This is a genomic window from Achromobacter sp. JCM 18799 (assembly GCF_055395645.1).
Genome location: NZ_AP043866.1, coordinates 4,458,332 through 4,474,569, shown reverse-complemented (window position 1 = coordinate 4,474,569; position 16,238 = coordinate 4,458,332). Strand labels below are relative to the sequence as shown.

16 protein-coding genes are annotated in these 16,238 nt (G+C 66.4%); 6 read left to right on the top strand and 10 right to left on the bottom strand.

Going from position 1 to position 16,238, the window contains the following annotated elements; all coding sequences use genetic code 11:
- Window positions 1–3 precede the first annotated feature (3 nt).
- Complete coding sequence (locus tag ACZ5YA_RS21070) at window positions 4–663, bottom strand: aspartate/glutamate racemase family protein (RefSeq protein ID WP_464091184.1); 660 nt, start codon at window positions 661–663, stop codon at window positions 4–6.
- A gap of 77 nt (window positions 664–740) precedes the next feature.
- On the opposite strand from ACZ5YA_RS21070, the gene ACZ5YA_RS21065 reads away from it, so the two are divergent.
- A complete protein-coding gene (locus ACZ5YA_RS21065; RefSeq protein WP_251878586.1) occupies window positions 741–1,697 on the top strand; it encodes a LysR family transcriptional regulator in 957 nt (318 codons plus the stop codon).
- Here ACZ5YA_RS21065 and ACZ5YA_RS21060 read toward each other — a convergent pair.
- From ACZ5YA_RS21060 to ACZ5YA_RS21050, 3 genes are all read right to left on the bottom strand, one after another.
- Complete coding sequence (locus ACZ5YA_RS21060) at window positions 1,694–2,626, bottom strand: N-carbamoyl-D-amino-acid hydrolase (protein ID WP_187523969.1); 933 nt, start codon at window positions 2,624–2,626, stop codon at window positions 1,694–1,696. The genes ACZ5YA_RS21065 and ACZ5YA_RS21060 overlap by 4 nt on opposite strands.
- 83 nt (window positions 2,627–2,709) lie before the next feature.
- On the bottom strand, window positions 2,710–4,179 hold the full coding sequence (gene hydA, locus ACZ5YA_RS21055) for a dihydropyrimidinase (RefSeq protein WP_118932311.1): 1,470 nt from the start codon (window positions 4,177–4,179) through the stop codon (window positions 2,710–2,712).
- A 266-nt stretch (window positions 4,180–4,445) separates the two neighbouring features.
- Complete coding sequence (locus ACZ5YA_RS21050; protein WP_059377005.1) at window positions 4,446–4,871, bottom strand: Lrp/AsnC family transcriptional regulator; 426 nt, start codon at window positions 4,869–4,871, stop codon at window positions 4,446–4,448.
- Between the two features lie 124 nt (window positions 4,872–4,995).
- Here ACZ5YA_RS21050 and ACZ5YA_RS21045 point away from each other — a divergent pair, with 124 nt between their 5' ends.
- Entirely contained in the window at window positions 4,996–6,036 is a 1,041-nt protein-coding gene (locus tag ACZ5YA_RS21045; protein WP_059377007.1) for an ornithine cyclodeaminase, read from the top strand.
- 97 nt (window positions 6,037–6,133) lie between these two features.
- Here ACZ5YA_RS21045 and ACZ5YA_RS21040 read toward each other — a convergent pair whose 3' ends face one another.
- The 3 genes from ACZ5YA_RS21040 to panB all read right to left on the bottom strand — a co-directional run bounded on the left by ACZ5YA_RS21040 (window position 6,134) and on the right by panB (window position 8,576).
- On the bottom strand, window positions 6,134–6,346 hold the full coding sequence (locus tag ACZ5YA_RS21040; protein ID WP_059377009.1) for a DUF1059 domain-containing protein: 213 nt from the start codon (window positions 6,344–6,346) through the stop codon (window positions 6,134–6,136).
- Between the two features lie 218 nt (window positions 6,347–6,564).
- On the bottom strand, window positions 6,565–7,674 hold the full coding sequence (locus tag ACZ5YA_RS21035; protein ID WP_464091183.1) for a YcjF family protein: 1,110 nt from the start codon (window positions 7,672–7,674) through the stop codon (window positions 6,565–6,567).
- A 56-nt stretch (window positions 7,675–7,730) separates the two neighbouring features.
- Window positions 7,731–8,576 carry a 3-methyl-2-oxobutanoate hydroxymethyltransferase gene (gene panB / locus ACZ5YA_RS21030; protein WP_118932314.1) on the bottom strand — a complete coding sequence of 282 codons (846 nt, stop codon included), beginning with the start codon at window positions 8,574–8,576 and terminating at the stop codon, window positions 7,731–7,733.
- Window positions 8,577–8,897: 321 nt separating this feature from the next.
- Between panB and ACZ5YA_RS21025 the strand changes: the two genes are divergently transcribed.
- Window positions 8,898–9,890, top strand: a complete 993-nt coding sequence (locus tag ACZ5YA_RS21025) for a hypothetical protein (protein ID WP_464091182.1) — start codon at window positions 8,898–8,900, stop codon at window positions 9,888–9,890.
- Entirely contained in the window at window positions 9,887–11,011 is a 1,125-nt protein-coding gene (locus ACZ5YA_RS21020; RefSeq protein WP_464091181.1) for a glycosyltransferase family 4 protein, read from the top strand. The genes ACZ5YA_RS21025 and ACZ5YA_RS21020 overlap by 4 nt, the downstream gene beginning before the upstream one ends.
- 22 nt (window positions 11,012–11,033) lie before the next feature.
- Here the strand turns inward: ACZ5YA_RS21020 and ACZ5YA_RS21015 are convergent, their stop codons facing one another.
- The 3 genes from ACZ5YA_RS21015 to ACZ5YA_RS21005 all read right to left on the bottom strand — a co-directional run bounded on the left by ACZ5YA_RS21015 (window position 11,034) and on the right by ACZ5YA_RS21005 (window position 14,554).
- Entirely contained in the window at window positions 11,034–12,956 is a 1,923-nt protein-coding gene (locus ACZ5YA_RS21015) for a bifunctional metallophosphatase/5'-nucleotidase (RefSeq protein ID WP_464091180.1), read from the bottom strand.
- Window positions 12,957–13,124: 168 nt separating this feature from the next.
- Window positions 13,125–14,234 (bottom strand): S-(hydroxymethyl)glutathione dehydrogenase/class III alcohol dehydrogenase, encoded by a 1,110-nt coding sequence (locus ACZ5YA_RS21010; protein ID WP_059377025.1) that lies wholly within the window; start codon window positions 14,232–14,234, stop codon window positions 13,125–13,127.
- 29 nt (window positions 14,235–14,263) lie between these two features.
- A complete protein-coding gene (locus ACZ5YA_RS21005) occupies window positions 14,264–14,554 on the bottom strand; it encodes a metal-sensing transcriptional repressor (RefSeq protein WP_041652083.1) in 291 nt (96 codons plus the stop codon).
- Window positions 14,555–14,763: 209 nt separating this feature from the next.
- On the opposite strand from ACZ5YA_RS21005, the gene hutC reads away from it, so the two are divergent.
- Window positions 14,764–15,507, top strand: coding sequence for a histidine utilization repressor (gene hutC, locus ACZ5YA_RS21000; RefSeq protein WP_059377027.1), 744 nt, complete (start codon window positions 14,764–14,766; stop codon window positions 15,505–15,507).
- Window positions 15,504–16,106, top strand: coding sequence for a HutD/Ves family protein (locus ACZ5YA_RS20995; protein WP_464091179.1), 603 nt, complete (start codon window positions 15,504–15,506; stop codon window positions 16,104–16,106). Before hutC ends, ACZ5YA_RS20995 begins: the two co-directional genes overlap by 4 nt.
- Window positions 16,107–16,238 lie beyond the last annotated feature (132 nt).

Genomic DNA, 16,238 nt, shown 5'->3' with positions numbered 1-16,238 from the left:
AACTCAGGCGCGGCTGAAAAGCCGCCCTGCCGCCATGGCGACGGCGGCCTGCGTGGGTTCCACCACGGGCAGGCCGCAAGCCTCTTCCAATCTGTCGCGCAGGTCGGCCATGCCGGCGCATCCCATGATCAGCACGTCGGCGCCGTGGTCGTCGCGCAGCGTCCGGCCCACCGCCGTCATGCGCTCGAAGGCGCTTTCCGGATCCGCCAGGTCGCTGACTTTCATGTCCAGCGCCAGTTCGCCGCAGATGCGGTCGGCGACGCCCATGGCGCGGAAGTAGCGCAGGTGCCGCGCAACGGCGGCGCTGGCGATGGCGATCACGCCGATGCGCGTAGCCATGCTCATGGCCGTCAGCACGGAACACTCGCCGATGCCCAGCACGGGGACCGGGACCAGGTCCCGCAATCCGTGCAGGCCGGGATCGCTGAAGCAGGCCACGATGAAGGCGTCGGTGGCGGCGGCCTCCTGCCGGAACAGTTGCGCCATCGGCGCGATGCTGGCGTCGGCCTCTGCCTGGGTTTGGATGCCGGCGGGGCCGCCGGTCGATGTCAGGAAGCGGAAATCCAGCGGCAGGCCCTGGAACGGCGCCGTCGCGCGTGCGATGGCTTCCGTGACCTTGACCAGGGAGTTCGGGTTTACGAGGGTGATGCGGGCGTTGGACACGATTGAGTAGAATCCCTGCGAAAGAGGCGGTAAGGCGCGGTGCGCGCGTGGTTCAGGTCTGGAGGAAATAAAGCAGCATGTCGGAGTTACCTGGAAAGGTCCGGTCCGGGCCGTTGAACCTGCGGCAGATCGAGGTATTCCACGCCATCATGATCACGGGTTCGCTCAGCGCGGCGGGCCGGCTGCTGCACGTGACGCAGCCCGCCATCAGCCGGGTGCTGGCATCGATAGAGCTGCGTCTGGGCTACGCCTTGTTCGAGCGGTTCAAGGGGCGCCTGCATCCCACCAAGGAGGCGCGCAAGCTCTTCCAGGAGGTTGAATCGATTCAGGCCGGGGTCAGCCGCCTGAACGACATGGCCGCCGGCATGGCGGGCCATGGCGCGGGACTGGTCAGCGTGGTGTCCAGCCCCAGCTTCGGCGAATGGCTGATCCCTGCCGCTACCGCGAAATTCTGCGCGCGCAATCCGGGCGTGCGCATCCGCTACCGGCCGCTGGGCATGGACGCGCTGCTGCCCCAGGTGCTGCTGGGACATGCGGATATCGCCATTTCCACGTTCAAGCCCGAGCATCCCAACCTGATTACCAGTGAACTGGCGCAGGGCGAGATCGTCTGCGTGCTGCCGGCAGGCCACCGGCTGGCACGCGAAAGCGTCATCGAGCCGGCGATGCTGGCGGGCGAAATGCTGGTGGGCTATGGCCGCGACACGCCGTTGGGCGAGACCTTGCACGACTATCTGGATCCGCTGGGCCAGGGATTCACGCCGGCCATCGAGGTGCGTTCTTCGCAGACCGCGTGCTCCTTCGTGCGCCAGGGCGTCGGCATCGCCCTGGTGGATTCGTATGGACTGACGGACGCGCTGATGCAGGGCATCGTGGTGCGCCGGATCGAACCCGCGATCGCGCTCTCGGTGCACATTTCCCATTCCCGGATCGAACCTCCGCCGTCCATCGCCAAGGCGTTTCTGGCCCAGTTTTCCCAGATCGTCAAAAAAGAACTGCCTGCGATGACGCAGGCCATCGTCAACCGGGCTTAGACCACTTCCGGCACCGGCAGCGGATCGCCGGCGCCCGTGCGTTCGATGATCAGCCGGTAGTGATGCGGGCTGCGATGCTTGGCGAAGTTGAAGACGTGGTCGCGGAAGGTCTGGCCCATCGCCAGATCGATGTTTGCCGTGATCACTTCATCTTCTTCGCCGCTGGAACGCGCGACGATTTCGCCGGACGGCGCCACGATCATGGAGCTGCCTATCATGTGATGGCCGTCTTCATGGCCGCACTTGCCGGCGGCGCCGACCCAGACCGCGTTCTGGTAGGCGCTGGCCTGCAGCACGATCTCATGCGTGGTGGTGCGCAGGTGCGCGGGTTCGTTCCAGTGGATGTTCAGCGATGGCGTGTTGTAGCCCAGTACGATCAGCTCGGCGCTTTGCAGCGACATGACGCGATAGGTTTCGGGCCAGCGGCGGTCGTTGCACAGGCACATGCCGATCTTGACGTCGTTGGTTTCCCAGACGCCGAAGCCCAGGTCGCCGACTTCAAAGAACTTCTTTTCCAGGTGCTGGAACGGCGCGCCGATCTTGTGGTCGGAGTGGCCCGGCAGGTGGATCTTGCGGTACTTGCCGATGATCCGGGCGCTGCGGTCCACCAGGATGGCGGTGTTGAACTGGCGGCCTTCGGGCGTCAGCTCGGCGTAGCCGAGATAAAAGCCAATGCCGAGCTCGCGCGCGGTGTCGAACAGCGGCTGCACGTCGGCGTTGGGCATGCTCTTCTCGAAGTACCGCTCGACGGCCTCGGCGTCGTCCATCCAGTAGCGCGGGAAGAACGTGGTCAGCGCCAGTTCGGGGAAGACGACGAACTCCGCCTTGCGGGCGGCGGCTTCGCGCATCATTTCGACCAGACGGCGGACTACCGCCGCGCGGGAATCGGCAAGGTTGACTGCGCCCATCTGGGCGACCGCCAGGCCCATCTTGCGGGCGGGAGTTGCGTTACTCACGATGTAGATCTCCAGGTATTGCTTGTCGTTGTGGATTGCGTGCCATGCGCCGTGGTCTACGGCTCGATCACGGTCGGAAAAATCTTGCGCAGCAGGGCCGCGCGCGGACTGACCTCGCGCGTTTTCTGCAGCGGGGCCGGCAGGCCGCGGGCGATGAACTGGCCGCGGCCGCGCTCGGCATTCAGCTGGCCTTCGTCGATGATGACGGCGCCGCGGCTGATTACCGTGACGGGCCAGCCGGTGACCTGGCGGCCTTCGTACGGCGTGTAGCCCACGGCGTCGTGCAGGCCGGCGGCGCTCACCGTCACGGTCTTCTCGGGGTCCCAGATCGCGATGTCGGCGTCGGCGCCGACCGAAAGCGTGCCTTTGCGCGGATACAGGCCGTACATGCGGGCATGGTTGGTCGAGGTGAGCGCCACGAACTGCTGCAGGCTGAGCCGGCCGCTGCGCACGCCTTCCGAAAACAGCAGCGGCATGCGCACTTCCAGCCCCGGCAGGCCGTTGGCGATCTGCTTGAACGTGGTGGCGTCGCCGGCGGGCAGCTTGCCGGATTCGTCATAGCGGTACGGCGCATGGTCGGAAGACAACAGCGCCAGCGTGCCGCTGTCCAGGCTCTGCCACAGCGCTTGCTGCGATACCGGGTCGCGCGGTGGCGGGCTGCAGCAGAACTTGGCGCCTTCGACGCCGGGGATGTCGATGTCTTCGGCGGTCAGCAGCAGGTAATGGGGGCAGGTTTCGCCATACACGGGCGCGCCCAGCGTTTGCGCCGCATGGATCGCCTGCGCGCCGCCCTGAGTCGACACGTGCACGATCAGGACCGGCACTTCCAGTACCGCGGCCAGCTTGATGGCGCGTTGTGTCGCTTCGGTTTCCGCGATGGGGTCATGACTGACGGCGTGGTACTTGGGCGCCGTGTGTCCGGCCGCGAGCAGGTGGCGCGTGATCCAGCTGATGACGTCGTTGTTTTCGGCGTGGACCATCGGCAGCGCGCCTTCGCGCGCCGCAATGGCGAACACGTCCAGCAGCTGTTTGTCATCCAGCTTGAGCTTGTCGTAGGTCATGAAGACCTTGAACGACGTGATGCCCGCGCGGATCAGCTCGGGCAGGTCGCGGTTCAGCGTTTCGGGTGTGGGGTCGGAGATGATCAGGTGGTAGCTGTAATCGATCACCGATTTTTCGGCGGCCGAGGCGGCATAGGCATCCGCCACCTGGCGCAACGATTGGCCGCGATGCTGCGCGGCGAACGGCACGATGGTGGTGTTGCCGCCATGGGCCGCGGAGATGGAGGCGCTGTGCCAATCGTCGGCGCACAGCACGCCCATGCTGGAAAGCTGTTCTACGTGGCAGTGGCTGTCGATGCCGCCAGGCATGACCAGCCTGCCGCTTGCGTCGATGGCGCGGCGGCCTGCTGGCAACGATGTCGATATCGCGGCGATGACGCCGTCCACGATGCCGATATCGCCGATGAAGTCGGCGTCGGCCGTCACGATGCGGCCGTTGTGCAGGGTCAGATCGAAGTCTGTCATGGGAATCCGAGCGCGGGGAAGGGCATGCCGCGGCGCGCGCGGCGGCGTGCCCGGCGGAAGACGCAAGCATGCATGCGTACCGGGAAATCGGAAACCACGCGGCAGGCCCGCGCGCCGCCGCGAGCGGCTCACCGGGATTTACGCTAAGGCCATGATTCGGCGGGCTATTTGACGGACAGGGAGAGGTTGCCCGCGCACGATGCATAACGCTGGATCATGGAGGCTATGCAAAGTTTTATATCGGGTTTCCCCGGGGCAATCCGCGCTCAGAGTGCCTTGAAGGTCTTGAGATGGATGCTGGTTTCCGTGGCGGAGATGCCCTTGAGCGTGCGCAGGCGGTCCAGCACTTCGGACAGCTGGTCGATGGTGGGCACGCGCAGCTCGGCCAGCAGGTCCCAGCGGCCGTTGGTGTCGTGCAGGCCCGCCACGCTGGGTTCGCCCATCAGCAGGCTCACGATCTTGCGGGTTTCATGGCCTTCGACGGCGATGCTCATCCAGGCGACGATGTCCTCGGTTTCCACCTCGGGCCGCAGGCGCACGGTATAGCCGCGGATGACGCCGCGCTCTTCCAGTTTGCGGATGCGGTTGTCGATGGTGCCGCGCGAGACATCGAGTTTTTTCGCCAAGGTGGCGACGGACATGCGGGCGTCGGCGCGCAGCAGGCCCAGCAGGTTCTGATCTAGCGTGTCCATTGTTAATAGTGCTATTTGGCGCTGGCAGAATGGCAGAATCTTAGCGTTTTGTGTGGATTATTGTCACTATTAATTGGTTTGCCCATCCCCCAGAATTTCTGTTCCATAACTCGGGGAGAACAAATTGACGACGCTGCTTTCAACTTCCGACGTGGCCAAGATCGTGGCCCTGCAAGGCCCGCAACAGGTCTTTTCCGGTCTGCTGGACTATCTGCTGTCGGACTTTCTTCGATGGCAGGAATTCGACAAGAGCGCGCGGGTGGCCAGCCATTCCGCGACCGGCGTGATCGAACTGATGCCCACCGCCGACAGCGAGTTCTACACCTTCAAGTACGTCAACGGTCATCCGGGCAATCCGTTGGACGGGCTGTCCACCGTGATGGCCTTCGGCGCGCTGGCGCGAGTCAGCACCGGGGAGCCGCTGCTGATCAGCGAGCTGACCTTGACCACCGCATTGCGCACGGCCGTGACCTCCGCCCTGGCGGCGCGCGCTTTGGCCCGGCCGGACTCGCGCAAGATGGCGCTGATCGGCAACGGCGCGCAAAGCGAGTTCCAGGCGCTGGCCTTCCATTACATCCTCGGCGTCGACACGCTGCACGTCTATGACGTGGACGCAGGCGCCACACGCAAGCTTGAAAGCAATCTGGCTTCAGTGCCCGGCTTGCGCGTGGTGCGCTTCGATAGTGCGGCAGAGGCGGTCAAGGGCACGGACATCGTCACCACGGTGACGGCGGACAAGGCCTACGCCACCATCCTGACCGCGGACATGGTCGAGCCGGGCATGCATATCAACGCCGTCGGCGGCGACTGCCCGGGCAAGACGGAACTGCACGAGGACGTGCTGCGCGCGGGACCGGTGTTCGTGGAATACGAGCCGCAGACGCGCATCGAAGGCGATCTGCAGCAGATGCCCGCGGACTTCGCGGTGACGGAACTGTGGCGGGTGTTGACCGGCCAGAGCGCCGGCCGCAGGAGCGCAGCGGACGTGACCATCTTCGATTCGGTGGGCTTTGCGCTGGAGGATTTTTCGGCGCTGCGCTGGCTGCGCGACGCCGCCGCTCGACACGGCATCGGCGCCCGCATCGAGGTGGCGCCGCAATTGCCGGATCCGAAGAACCTGTTCGAGGCGGTGCGCGCGGCGCAGCCCGCGCTCGCCCGGGCATAGCGCCGGCGGACGGCTGCGTCTTCGTGGCGCGGCCGTGTTTGCCGACGCTGGCGCGGCGGGCCGCGCCAGCGCTGATGCGATGGCGGCCGCGGCGCGGTCAGGCGCGCCGCGGGGTTTCAACCGGCGGCGTGCCGTCGTGGAACAGCGACTTCAGCTGCGAGCGCAGCTCGGGACTGTCGGCATGCTTGTGGACCGTGGTGGCGTGCTGCACGGCCGCTTCCAGCAGTTCCTTTTCGGAATCCGCGGCCAAGGCCACCGAACAATTCATTTCGCTGGGGTACTCGCGGCAATCGATGTATTTGCGAGTCATGAGAGTCTCCCTGTGCGCAGGCTGCGTGGGCCTGCGCAAGAACATCCGGCGCGCGGCGCGGGAAGTCCGGGCCGCTGGCGCGTCGCAGCGGCGGGGGCGGTTCGAAAAGTATAGATCTGGCGCCGCGGGCGCGGCGCGGTTCGCAAGGAACGGTCCGCGCCGGTGCGCAAAGGGATCCGTCCGCACTGGTGCGCAAACACCGGCGCGGACGCGGCCCGTCAGAAGCTGACGCGCTGTTTCAAGGCCTGGGCGATCATCGCGATGTCGATGTCCTTGCCCGGATGCTTCAGGCAGAAGTCGTACAGCACGGCCACGTAGGCATTGCCCAGCAGCTTGGTGATGGCGCCGGCGGTGGTGGCGGCGATGGTGCCGCCCACCGCGCTGCCCGCGCCGGGGATGAATTTCAGCAGCCCCGAGACCACCGAACGCCCGATCAGCGTGGCGGCGGACGCGCCCAGCGTGGAGGTGACCAGCGTGGTGATGGCGGCGGTATTCAGTTCCATCCCGAAGGTGATGCCGATCTTGGCGATCATGCCGACCTGGATCGGCACCAGCGCGACGGCGTCGGAGAACGGGATGGGCGCGGCGGCAGCCGAGGCGGCCAGGCCGGCGGCCACGCTGACCTCTATCTCAGCCCGCTTTTTTTTTACTTCCAGGGCTTTCTTGTTGCGGGTGGACAGGGCGTTGGCATAGGCCCGCTGCTGCGCTTCGGGGATGTGCAGCGCCGTGGCCTCGATCAGGTTGTCCAGGCCCATGGGCGGCAGTTCCGCGTCCAGTTCCTCGATCCATTCAGGCAGCGCGCGCACCGCCACCACCTGTTTGGCGCGCGGCAGCAGCTTGCGCGCTTCGTCGACGAAGGGGCTGTTCTTGCGCGCCTTGGTCAGCACCGCCACGACGGGGATGCCGGCATCGGACAGCATGTTGCACAGCTCGATTTCGGCGTCTTCGACGCGGTGGCTGCTGTCCTGGATGCAGAGCCAGGCCACATGCAGATGCCGGTCCTGGTCGTCGGAGGCGGAGCGTTCCTGGATCAGGTCCGCCAGCTGCTGGCGCGAGCGCTCGTAGTCGCCGACCTCCAGGCCGCGCGTGTCGATGATGGTGAGCGGATGGCCGGCCCGGGTGAATTCCTGGGTCGACTGGGTGACGGGCTTGCCCGCGCCGGTCTTGGCCAGGTCGCCGCGGAATACGGCGTTGATCAGCGTGCTCTTGCCGACGCCGGTCTTGCCCGCGACCAGGATGTTCACACGCCCCGCGCCGCGCGTCGCGGTGCTGATGGCGTCCGCGATGGCGTCCTGCAACTGGGGCGTGTCCATGCGGGGCGTGCTCATGAGGTGTGTGCGTAGAAAGGCATGGGGAAGATTCTAGCGAGAAACACGCGCCGCCATCAGGCGCCGCCCGCCACGCCGTAAAGATGGGCCGATTCGGGGAAGGTCCGCGCACGGACTTCGCCGGCATAGCTTTGTGCCGCCTGCTGGATGCGGCCGGCCAGGTCGTCGTAGCGTTTCACGAAGCGCGCGGTGCGCTCGAACATGCCCAGCATGTCGTCCACCACCAGCACCTGGCCGTCGCAGCGCGCGGATGCGCCTATGCCTATGGTCGGGCAGGCGACGGCCTCGGTGATCGACGCCGCCAGCGGCTCGACCACGCCCTCGATCACCAGCGAGAAGGCGCCGGCGTCCGCCACGGCGGCGGCATCGGCGGCGATGCGGGCGTACTCGGCTTCGCCGCGGCCGCGCGCGCCATAGCCGCCCAGGATGTTCACGGCTTGCGGGGTCAGGCCGACATGGCCCATGACCGGGATGCCGCGCGCCGACAGGTAGGCGACGGTGGGCGCCATGCTCTGGCCGCCCTCCAGCTTGACCGCGCCCGCGCCCGTTTCCTTCATGATGCGCGCCGCGGATCGGAAGGCTTGTTCGGGGCTTTCCTCATAACTGCCGAAAGGCATGTCGACGACGATCAGCGCCCGGCGCGAGCCGCGCACCACGGCGGCACCGTGCGCAATCATCATGTCCAGCGTGACGGGCACGGTGGAAGGCAGTCCGTAGATCGTCTGCGCCAGGCTGTCGCCCACCAGCAGGGCATCGCAATGCGGGTCCAGCAGTTCGGCCATGCGCGCCGTGTAGGCCGTCAGCATCACCAGCGGTTCCTGGCGCTTGCGTGCGCGGAACGCCGGCACGCTCAGGCGGGGGGCGTGGGCGGCAGCCGCGTTCAGGGTGGCGGTCGTAGACATCGAAATCCTTCCTATCCAGGGTTGAGTGCTTGAATCGGGACATTGCGATACCCGCATCGTAGCGGAAGGCCGCGGGCGCGGCGCTGCAGCTAGCGCATGGCGTTGCCGAGCAGGCTAATCTTTGCGGCAAAACGTAATCGAAAATTTTTGGACATCGCGATGCCGTGCTCTGTGGAAAGCGTCCGCAACAAATTTAGGGACGTTTTGAAGTTTCCACAAAAGCGTTACATCTTCAAGGGTTCACTCGCTTTTTCGACAGGTCCGCCTGCGTAGAATTCGCCGCTCACCAGGTTATTTCGCGGCTTCCGCGCAACATTGCTCATGCCTAGTCCCGGGCTCATTCCACGCTTGCTGTGTTCGCGTCCGCTGACCAAGAGCCTGCGTTACTTCTACCGCCACACCCGGCCCGCCGCGTACCGGCACAACGAAACCTTGTGGCCCTTCGTGACGTTGCGGCGCGATGCGCAAGAGCGGCTGACAGGTTGCGAACTGCGTGGCGTGCAAGGCCCCGCCATCACCCCGCTGGCACAACTGCCGCGCGACATCGGCGCCGACGCCCATCTGATACTGAGCGGCCCTTCGGTGGCTCGGATCGACTACGCGCGTTGCCGCCTGGATGTGGCGATGGGCGTCAACGGCTCGATCGCGCTGCGGCGTCAGCACCCTACCCTGCGTTTTGCCTATTACGCGATGCTCGACGCGGGTTTCGTCAACCGCAGGCGCGATCTGGTGGCGGAAGTGTTGGCGCAGGACCTGACGTTGTTCGTCACGCCCGAGGTCTACCGCTGGATAGGCTTCCTGTTCGACCGCAAGAACGTGCGCTGCCGCATTGCGCTGTTCGAAGAGGTGCATCAGCGCGCGCTGCAGCCGCGCGCGCGCCCCGAGGAGCTGGAAGCGCGCCTGGCCGGCGACCCCGGACTGGTGCTGTTCGATGCGCGCAATCCGGTACATGCGCACGGCTTCAGCCTGGACCCGCCGCGCGGCCTGTTCGGCGGCGGCACCGTCGCCTATACGGGCTTGCAGCTGCTGGCGTGGCTGGGCGCGAAAACCATCTACCTGCACGGCCTGGACCTGACGGCCGCGGCGGGACCCCGTTTCTATGAAAGCGCGGCAACGCAGCTGTCCACCGCGCTGGACCGGCAATTCTCCGGACACATCGAACCCGCATTCCGGCAAGCCAGCCGGCTGCTTGGCGCACGCGGCATCAAGGTCTACAACCTGTCGCTCGCCAGCCGGCTGGGGAACGACGTGTTCGAGAAGCGCGATTGGAGCTGCCTGCTGCCCGCGCAGCCGTTATCGAGTATGACCCCATGAAGATTCTGTACACCAATTTCCACCAAGGCGATGGCGGCGGCCACACTACCTACGTAATGTCGCTGGCGCGCATTCTGTGCGAAAAGTCCGAGGTGACGGTGGCGGCGCCCGCCAGCAGCCGCCTGCTGGCCGAGGCCGCTGCGCTGCCCGGCGTGCGCACGCTGGACCTGGAGTTCAAGGGCCGGCCGCTGCAGCAGCTGCGCGCGCTGCGCCGCCTGCGGGCTTTGCTGCGCGACGAAAAGTTCGACGTGGTCCACGCCAACGGCTCCGCCGACCATCGCCTGTGCATGCTGGCGACCATGGGCATGGGCGCGCGGCGTCCCTTCATGGTGTACACCCAGCATACCGACCGCAGCGCCAACAGCCTGGGCGCGCGGGTGCGCGCCAAGTGGGGCACCAACCGCGTCATCTGCGTGTGCACCCATACGTTTCGCCGCATGAAGCAGTCGGTCTTCCGCAACGAAGACCTGCGCGTGGTGCACAACGGCGTGGATACGGAAAAGTGCAGCCCGGCGTCGCGGCGCGAAGTGGCTCAAGCGCGCGGCAGTCTCCTGCCCGAGGGCATGCAAGGCCGCCTGGTCATTGGCAGCAATGCCGGCACCGCGGTCTACAAGAACTGGTTGGACATGGTGACTGCCGTGTCCATGCTGCCTGAAAGCAAGCGGCGCCAGGTGGTGGTGCTGATCGCCGGAAAACTGCCGGACGGCGAGCAGATGCGCCGCGTCAGCGAGCTGGGCATGTCGGACCAGGTGGTGTTCACCGGCCTGCTGGACGATGTCGGCCCCTTCCTGTCGGCGCTGGACGTGGGCTTTGTGCTGTCCTCGAAGCTGGAGACGATTTCCTTCGCCTGCCGCGAGATGATGGCCGCCGGCAAGCCGGTGATCGTCAGCGCGGTGGGCGGACTGCCCGAAAACGTCACCGATGGCCGCGACGGCTGGGTGGTGCCGCCGGCCTCGGTGGACAGCATCGTCGAAGCGCTGTCGAAGATCCTGGAAAACCGCGAGGCCTTGGGCGTGATGGGCGCCGAGGCCCGCAGCACGGCGTTGCGGGAATTTTCGCTGAGCACGTTCGTCGGCAAGACCGAACGCGTCTATCGCGAGAGCCAGGCGCAGCCGGCCTGAGGGCCGCGCCCGGCGTCCGCCGTTATTCGCTGTACGTCTTGGTGCTGTACAGGCTCACGGGCAGCAGGTTCAGCACCGGCAGGCCGCTGACGGGGTCCTTGGCCTGCTTGTCGATGTAGGCCTGCAACACGTCGGCGTCCAGCACGCCGATGTCCTGCCGGCGCGAGGCCGGCACGTTGGCCAGGGTCTTGTAGCCGTCGCCGCCGGTGGCGTTGAAGCTCAGCACGAACAGCTTGTAGCTGCGGCTTGGGTCCAGCGGCAGCCAGTTGCCGCTGGCCTGATCCCGAACTTCAATATTGGACACGCGGCTGCCCTGGGCCTGGGCCGCATTCACGTCCCAGCGCAGGCCGCCGGCGTACGGATAGGGGCCGGTGGAGCCACCCGCGCCGTAGACCGCCTGCATGCCGTCTTCCAGCATGCTCTTGACCTCGGCCCCGGTCACGTCCAGGCGCCAGAGCATATTGCCGAAAGGCACCACCTCGATCACATTGGCCGCCGTGACGTTGCCCAGTAGCGGCACGCGCACGCCGCCGCCGCTTTGCAGCGAGATGTCGGCGCCGCCGTAGCTGGCGTTGGCCACGTCCAGGTAGGCCTGGGCCACCAGCTGCTGGATGTCGCCGCCGCGCAGGCTGACGCTGCCCAGCGTATTGCAGGCGGCGCTGGAGCGGCTGTAGTCGCGCGTACCGGGACCGCCCGGCACGCGCCGGGAGCATAGTTCCTGCGGCACCGAAGCGACCAGGCTGCGGCTGAACTGATCGACGCGGGCCTTGAACGGCTGCAGCACGGAAGCGGCCTGCGCGTCGGGCGTCTGCATGCGCAAGAAGCCGCTGGCCCGCACGTCCGCCTGGATCGCGGCTTCGTCAGCCGCCGAAGGCGCGGCGCCGGCGACCTTCAGCGGGCCGTCCATCAGCACGTGCGGCGTGCCGGCGCAGGCGGTGACGTCGCCATTGGCGTCGAAGCTGACCTTCAGCTCGCCGACCACCTGCGAGTACTCCCAGGCCTGCACCAGGCAGACGCGCTTGCCGTCCTTGTCCTGCAGCACGGTGGGATAGGCGCCCGCTGGCGACCCCACGCCATAGTCCGCCATGGAGGCGGGACCCAGCAGCGTGTGCGAGTCGCCGCCCACCACCACGTCCACGCCGCTTAGCTGCGCGATCACCTGCTTGTCATAGCCGTAGCCGATGTGGCTCATCACCACGATCTTGTTCACGCCCTGCGCGCGCAGCGCGTCGATCTGCTGCTGCGCGGCGATGGTCTCGTCCGAGAACACGGTGCCGGCGTCCGGGCTGGAGGACTGCTGGGTCTTGGCGGCGATGGTCAGGCCGACCAGGCCGATATCTTGGCCGTCGCGCTTGAGGACCACGGCGGGCTTGACCATGTCGGGGGCGCGCGAGGGGTTCAGCGCCGAGCCGGCGGCGAATGTGACGTTGGCGCTCAGCACGGGCGTCTGGCAGGCGCCCGCGTGCAGCAGTTCGATGAAGCGCTTCAGGCCGCTGTCGCCCTTGTCGAACTCGTGGTTGCCCAGGGTCATGGCGTCGAAGCAGACGGTGTTCATCATGGCGGCGTCGGCCTCGCCCGGTTCGCCCGCGCGGTTGAAGTACAGCGTGCCGGTGGTGGCGTCGCCCGCGTGCAGCTTGAGCACGTTGGCGGATTGCGCAGCCAGCGCGTTGATCGCGCCGGTCACTCGCGGAAAGCCGCCCGTATCGGCGTTCACGGCGACGCGCGCGCCGGAAGCGTTCTTGAGCTTGAGGTCCTTCTTCTTGCTGTCCAGGTTGGAATGGTGATCGTTGATGTGCAGGATCGTCAGTTCCATCGGCCGCCCGGGCGCGGGCTGTTCGGGCTGTTCGACGACCTTGTCGTCATCGCCATCGCCGCCGCCGCAGCCGGCCAGAAGCGCCAGGGCGCTCAGCATGGCCGCGCCCGCGTTCCTCTTCCACGTGTTCATTCGCGTGTACCCCTCTGTCATCGGAGGGCGAATGGTCGCGGGTCAAGATGACGCGGAAATGAATGACAGTGTTGTCATGTTGCGCGCGACATGTCGCACGCCTGTCATGGAAAAGCAACGGGCCCGGCGCATGCCGCGCCGGGCCCGTCGTTGCCGCAAGATGCGGGCTTAGTAGTGGATCACCGTGCGGATCGACTTGCCTTCATGCATCAGGTCAAAGGCTTCGTTGATGCGTTCCAGCGGCAGGGTGTGGGTCACGAACGGATCCAGGTCGATCTTGCCGCTCATGGCGTCTTCCACCATGCCCGGCAACTGCGTGCGGCCCTTGACGCCGCCGAAGGCCGAACCGCGCCAGACGCGGCCGGTGACCAGCTGGAACGGACGCGTGCTGATTTCCTGGCCGGCGCCGGCGACGCCGATGATGATGCTCTCGCCCCAGCCCTTGTGGCAGCATTCCAGCGCGGCGCGCATCACGTGCACGTTGCCGATGCACTCGAACGAGAAGTCCACGCCGCCGTCGGTCATTTCGACGATGACGTCCTGGATCGGCTTGTCGTGGTCCTTGGGGTTGACGCAGTCGGTCGCGCCCATGGCGCTGGCCAGCACGAACTTGTTGGGGTTGGTGTCCACGGCGATGATGCGGCCGGCCTTGGCCTGCACCGCACCCTGGATCACGGCCAGGCCGATGCCGCCCAGGCCGAACACGGCGACGGTGTCGCCTTCCTTGACCTTGGCGGTGTTGTGCACGGCGCCCAGGCCGGTGGTGACGCCGCAGCCCAGCAAGCAGACCTTTTCATGCGGAGCCGCCGGGTTGATCTTGGCCAGCGAGATCTCGTTGACCACCGTGTACTCGCTGAAAGTGGAGCAGCCCATGTAGTGGTAGAGCGGCTTGCCTTCGTAGCTGAAGCGCGAGGTGCCGTCGGGCATGACGCCCTTGCCCTGGGTGGCGCGCACCTTCTGGCACAGGTTGGTCTTGCCGGACAGGCAGAACTTGCACTCGCGGCATTCGGCCGTGTAGAGCGGGATGACGTGGTCGCCGGGTTTCAGCGAGGTCACGCCTTCGCCGACTTCGACCACCACGCCCGCGCCTTCGTGGCCCAGCACCGCGGGGAACAGGCCTTCAGGGTCGTCGCCGCTGAGGGTGAAGGCGTCGGTGTGGCAGACGCCGGTGTGGGTGATCTTCACCAGCACCTCGCCGCGCTGCGGCGGCGCGACGTCGATTTCAACGATTTCCAGCGGCTTGCCGGGTCCGAATGCGACTGCTGCGCGTGATTTCATAGCTAGGGCTCCACGTATGTCAGATGGCGTTATTTCAAATAGGAACGGACCAGGCGCATCAAGAGATCGATCTCCGCTTCGGGTTCGATCGTGGCGTCCTGGCGGCCGCCCTGGGCGGATTGGAGGAAGGTTTCGCGCAGATGGCTTTCCAGCACCTCGGCCATCAGGCCGGTGGCGGCGCCGCGCAAGGCGGCCAATTGCTGCAGCAACGCGCCGCATTCCGTGCCTTCGTTCACGGCTCGTTCCAGCGCCAGCGCCTGGCCCTGGATGCGGCGCAAACGGGTGACGACGCGTTTTTTCTCTTCCGGGGAGTGCGGCACGGCAGGCTCCGATAAATACAGGGGGGGAGTATAGGAAATCTGGCTGCCCACGTCCACTACGGTACTCCCGCGCCGGGGACCATGCCTAGGCGCGGCGCGGGCGACAAGCCCGGTGCGGGCGCGGTACGCGGATCCGATAGCCGTCTGTACCTGTCTATACTAGGCGCTGATCGCCGTCCGTCGCCTTGCGCCGCATTACAGGATCTCCCATGGCTTCCAACCCCCCCAAATTGCCCGTTCAGGCCAATGCGCCGCCTGCGCCGCTTTATGCGCAGGTCAAGCAGATGATCGCGCAGCAGATCCGCAGCGGCGCGTGGCCGGAACATTACCGGGTGCCGTCGGAAAGCGAACTGGTCGATGAGCTCGGGTTCAGCCGCATGACCATCAATCGCGCCTTGCGCGAGTTGACGGCCGAGGGGCTGCTGGTACGCATGCAGGGCGTAGGCACCTTCGTGGCCCAGCCCAAGGCGCGCTCGGCGCTGTTCGCCGTCAACAACATCGCCGACGAGATCGCGGCGCGCAACCATCGCCACCACAGCCGCGTGGTGCGCCTGGCCGAAGAGCCCGCAGGCGCCGAACAGGCGCTGGCGCTGGATATCCGCGCCGGGCAGCCGGTGTATCACTCGGTCATCGTGCACTACGAGGACGACCTGCCGATCCAGCTAGAGGATCGCTACGTCAACGTGCGTCTGGCGCCTGACTATCTGAAGCAGGATTTCACGCAGAGCACGCCCTATGAATACCTGACGCGCGTGGCGCCGCTGAGCGAAGGCGAGCACGTGGTCGAAGCCATTCTCGCCAAGCCGCGCGAATGCCAGCTGCTGCAGATCGAGCGCGACGAGCCCTGTCTGCTGATCAGCCGCCGCACTTGGTCGGGCGACCGCGCCGTCACCCTGGCCCGTTTGATTCACCCTGGTTCCCGGCATCGCCTGGAAGGCAAGTTCACCACATGAAGCAACCCGAAGTTCATCTGTACCGCGCCGCCGACTATCCACGCATGCCCTGGCGCAATGGCGGCGGCACCACGCAGGAAGTCGCCTGCAATCCGGGCGGCAGCGCCGCCGCGTTCGACTGGCGGCTGTCGATCGCCGATGTGGCGCAGGACGGCGGGTTTTCCGTCTTCACGGGCTATCAGCGCATCATCACCGTGCTCGAAGGCCAGGGCATAGAACTCACCGTGGACGGCCGCGCGCAGACGCCGCTGGCGCCGCGGCAGGCCTATGCCTTTGCGGGCGATGCGCAGGTGCAGTGCCGCCTGTTGAACGGGCCGATACGCGATTTCAACCTGATCTATGCGCCGGCGCGCTGGCATGCCCGGCTGCAATGGGTGGCGGGCGCGGGTCCGTGGGCATTCCATAGCGCCGCGTCCGAGGTGCTGGTGCTGACGGCGGGCGGCGCGCTCGTTGTGCGTATCAATGGCGCGCCGCATGCGCTGCCGTCGCGTTACGACTGCCTGCATGCCGCATCGTCGGGCGGCCTGGCCGAGTACCGCCTGGAAGCCGAGGCGCCGTTGGATGCCTGCGTGATCGAACTGCTGCCGCGCAAGGTCTGACTGGAGGCGCGGCCGCCAGCGGGCGGCGGCATTCCACTGTTTCCATGAAAACCGGGACGTCATCGTCCCGGTTTTTCGTTCGGGTAATCCCCGAGGAAAAATCGACTCCCATCAGTTTGTATATACAAGCAT

What these genes read in the sequence shown, in the direction of transcription:
- ACZ5YA_RS21065 (WP_251878586.1), top strand. Translation starts at nt 741, where the DNA reads ATGTCGGAGTTACCTGGAAAGGTCCGGTCCGGGCCGTTGAACCTGCGG.
- ACZ5YA_RS21060 (WP_187523969.1), bottom strand. Translation starts at nt 2,626, where the DNA reads ATGGGCCTGGCGGTCGCCCAGATGGGCGCAGTCAACCTTGCCGATTCC.
- hydA (WP_118932311.1), bottom strand. Translation starts at nt 4,179, where the DNA reads ATGACAGACTTCGATCTGACCCTGCACAACGGCCGCATCGTGACGGCC.
- ACZ5YA_RS21050 (WP_059377005.1), bottom strand. Translation starts at nt 4,871, where the DNA reads ATGGACACGCTAGATCAGAACCTGCTGGGCCTGCTGCGCGCCGACGCC.
- ACZ5YA_RS21040 (WP_059377009.1), bottom strand. Translation starts at nt 6,346, where the DNA reads ATGACTCGCAAATACATCGATTGCCGCGAGTACCCCAGCGAAATGAAT.
- ACZ5YA_RS21035 (WP_464091183.1), bottom strand. Translation starts at nt 7,674, where the DNA reads ATGAGCACGCCCCGCATGGACACGCCCCAGTTGCAGGACGCCATCGCG.
- panB (WP_118932314.1), bottom strand. Translation starts at nt 8,576, where the DNA reads ATGTCTACGACCGCCACCCTGAACGCGGCTGCCGCCCACGCCCCCCGC.
- ACZ5YA_RS21025 (WP_464091182.1), top strand. Translation starts at nt 8,898, where the DNA reads ATGCCTAGTCCCGGGCTCATTCCACGCTTGCTGTGTTCGCGTCCGCTG.
- ACZ5YA_RS21020 (WP_464091181.1), top strand. Translation starts at nt 9,887, where the DNA reads ATGAAGATTCTGTACACCAATTTCCACCAAGGCGATGGCGGCGGCCAC.
- ACZ5YA_RS21015 (WP_464091180.1), bottom strand. Translation starts at nt 12,956, where the DNA reads ATGAACACGTGGAAGAGGAACGCGGGCGCGGCCATGCTGAGCGCCCTG.
- ACZ5YA_RS21010 (WP_059377025.1), bottom strand. Translation starts at nt 14,234, where the DNA reads ATGAAATCACGCGCAGCAGTCGCATTCGGACCCGGCAAGCCGCTGGAA.
- hutC (WP_059377027.1), top strand. Translation starts at nt 14,764, where the DNA reads ATGGCTTCCAACCCCCCCAAATTGCCCGTTCAGGCCAATGCGCCGCCT.
- ACZ5YA_RS20995 (WP_464091179.1), top strand. Translation starts at nt 15,504, where the DNA reads ATGAAGCAACCCGAAGTTCATCTGTACCGCGCCGCCGACTATCCACGC.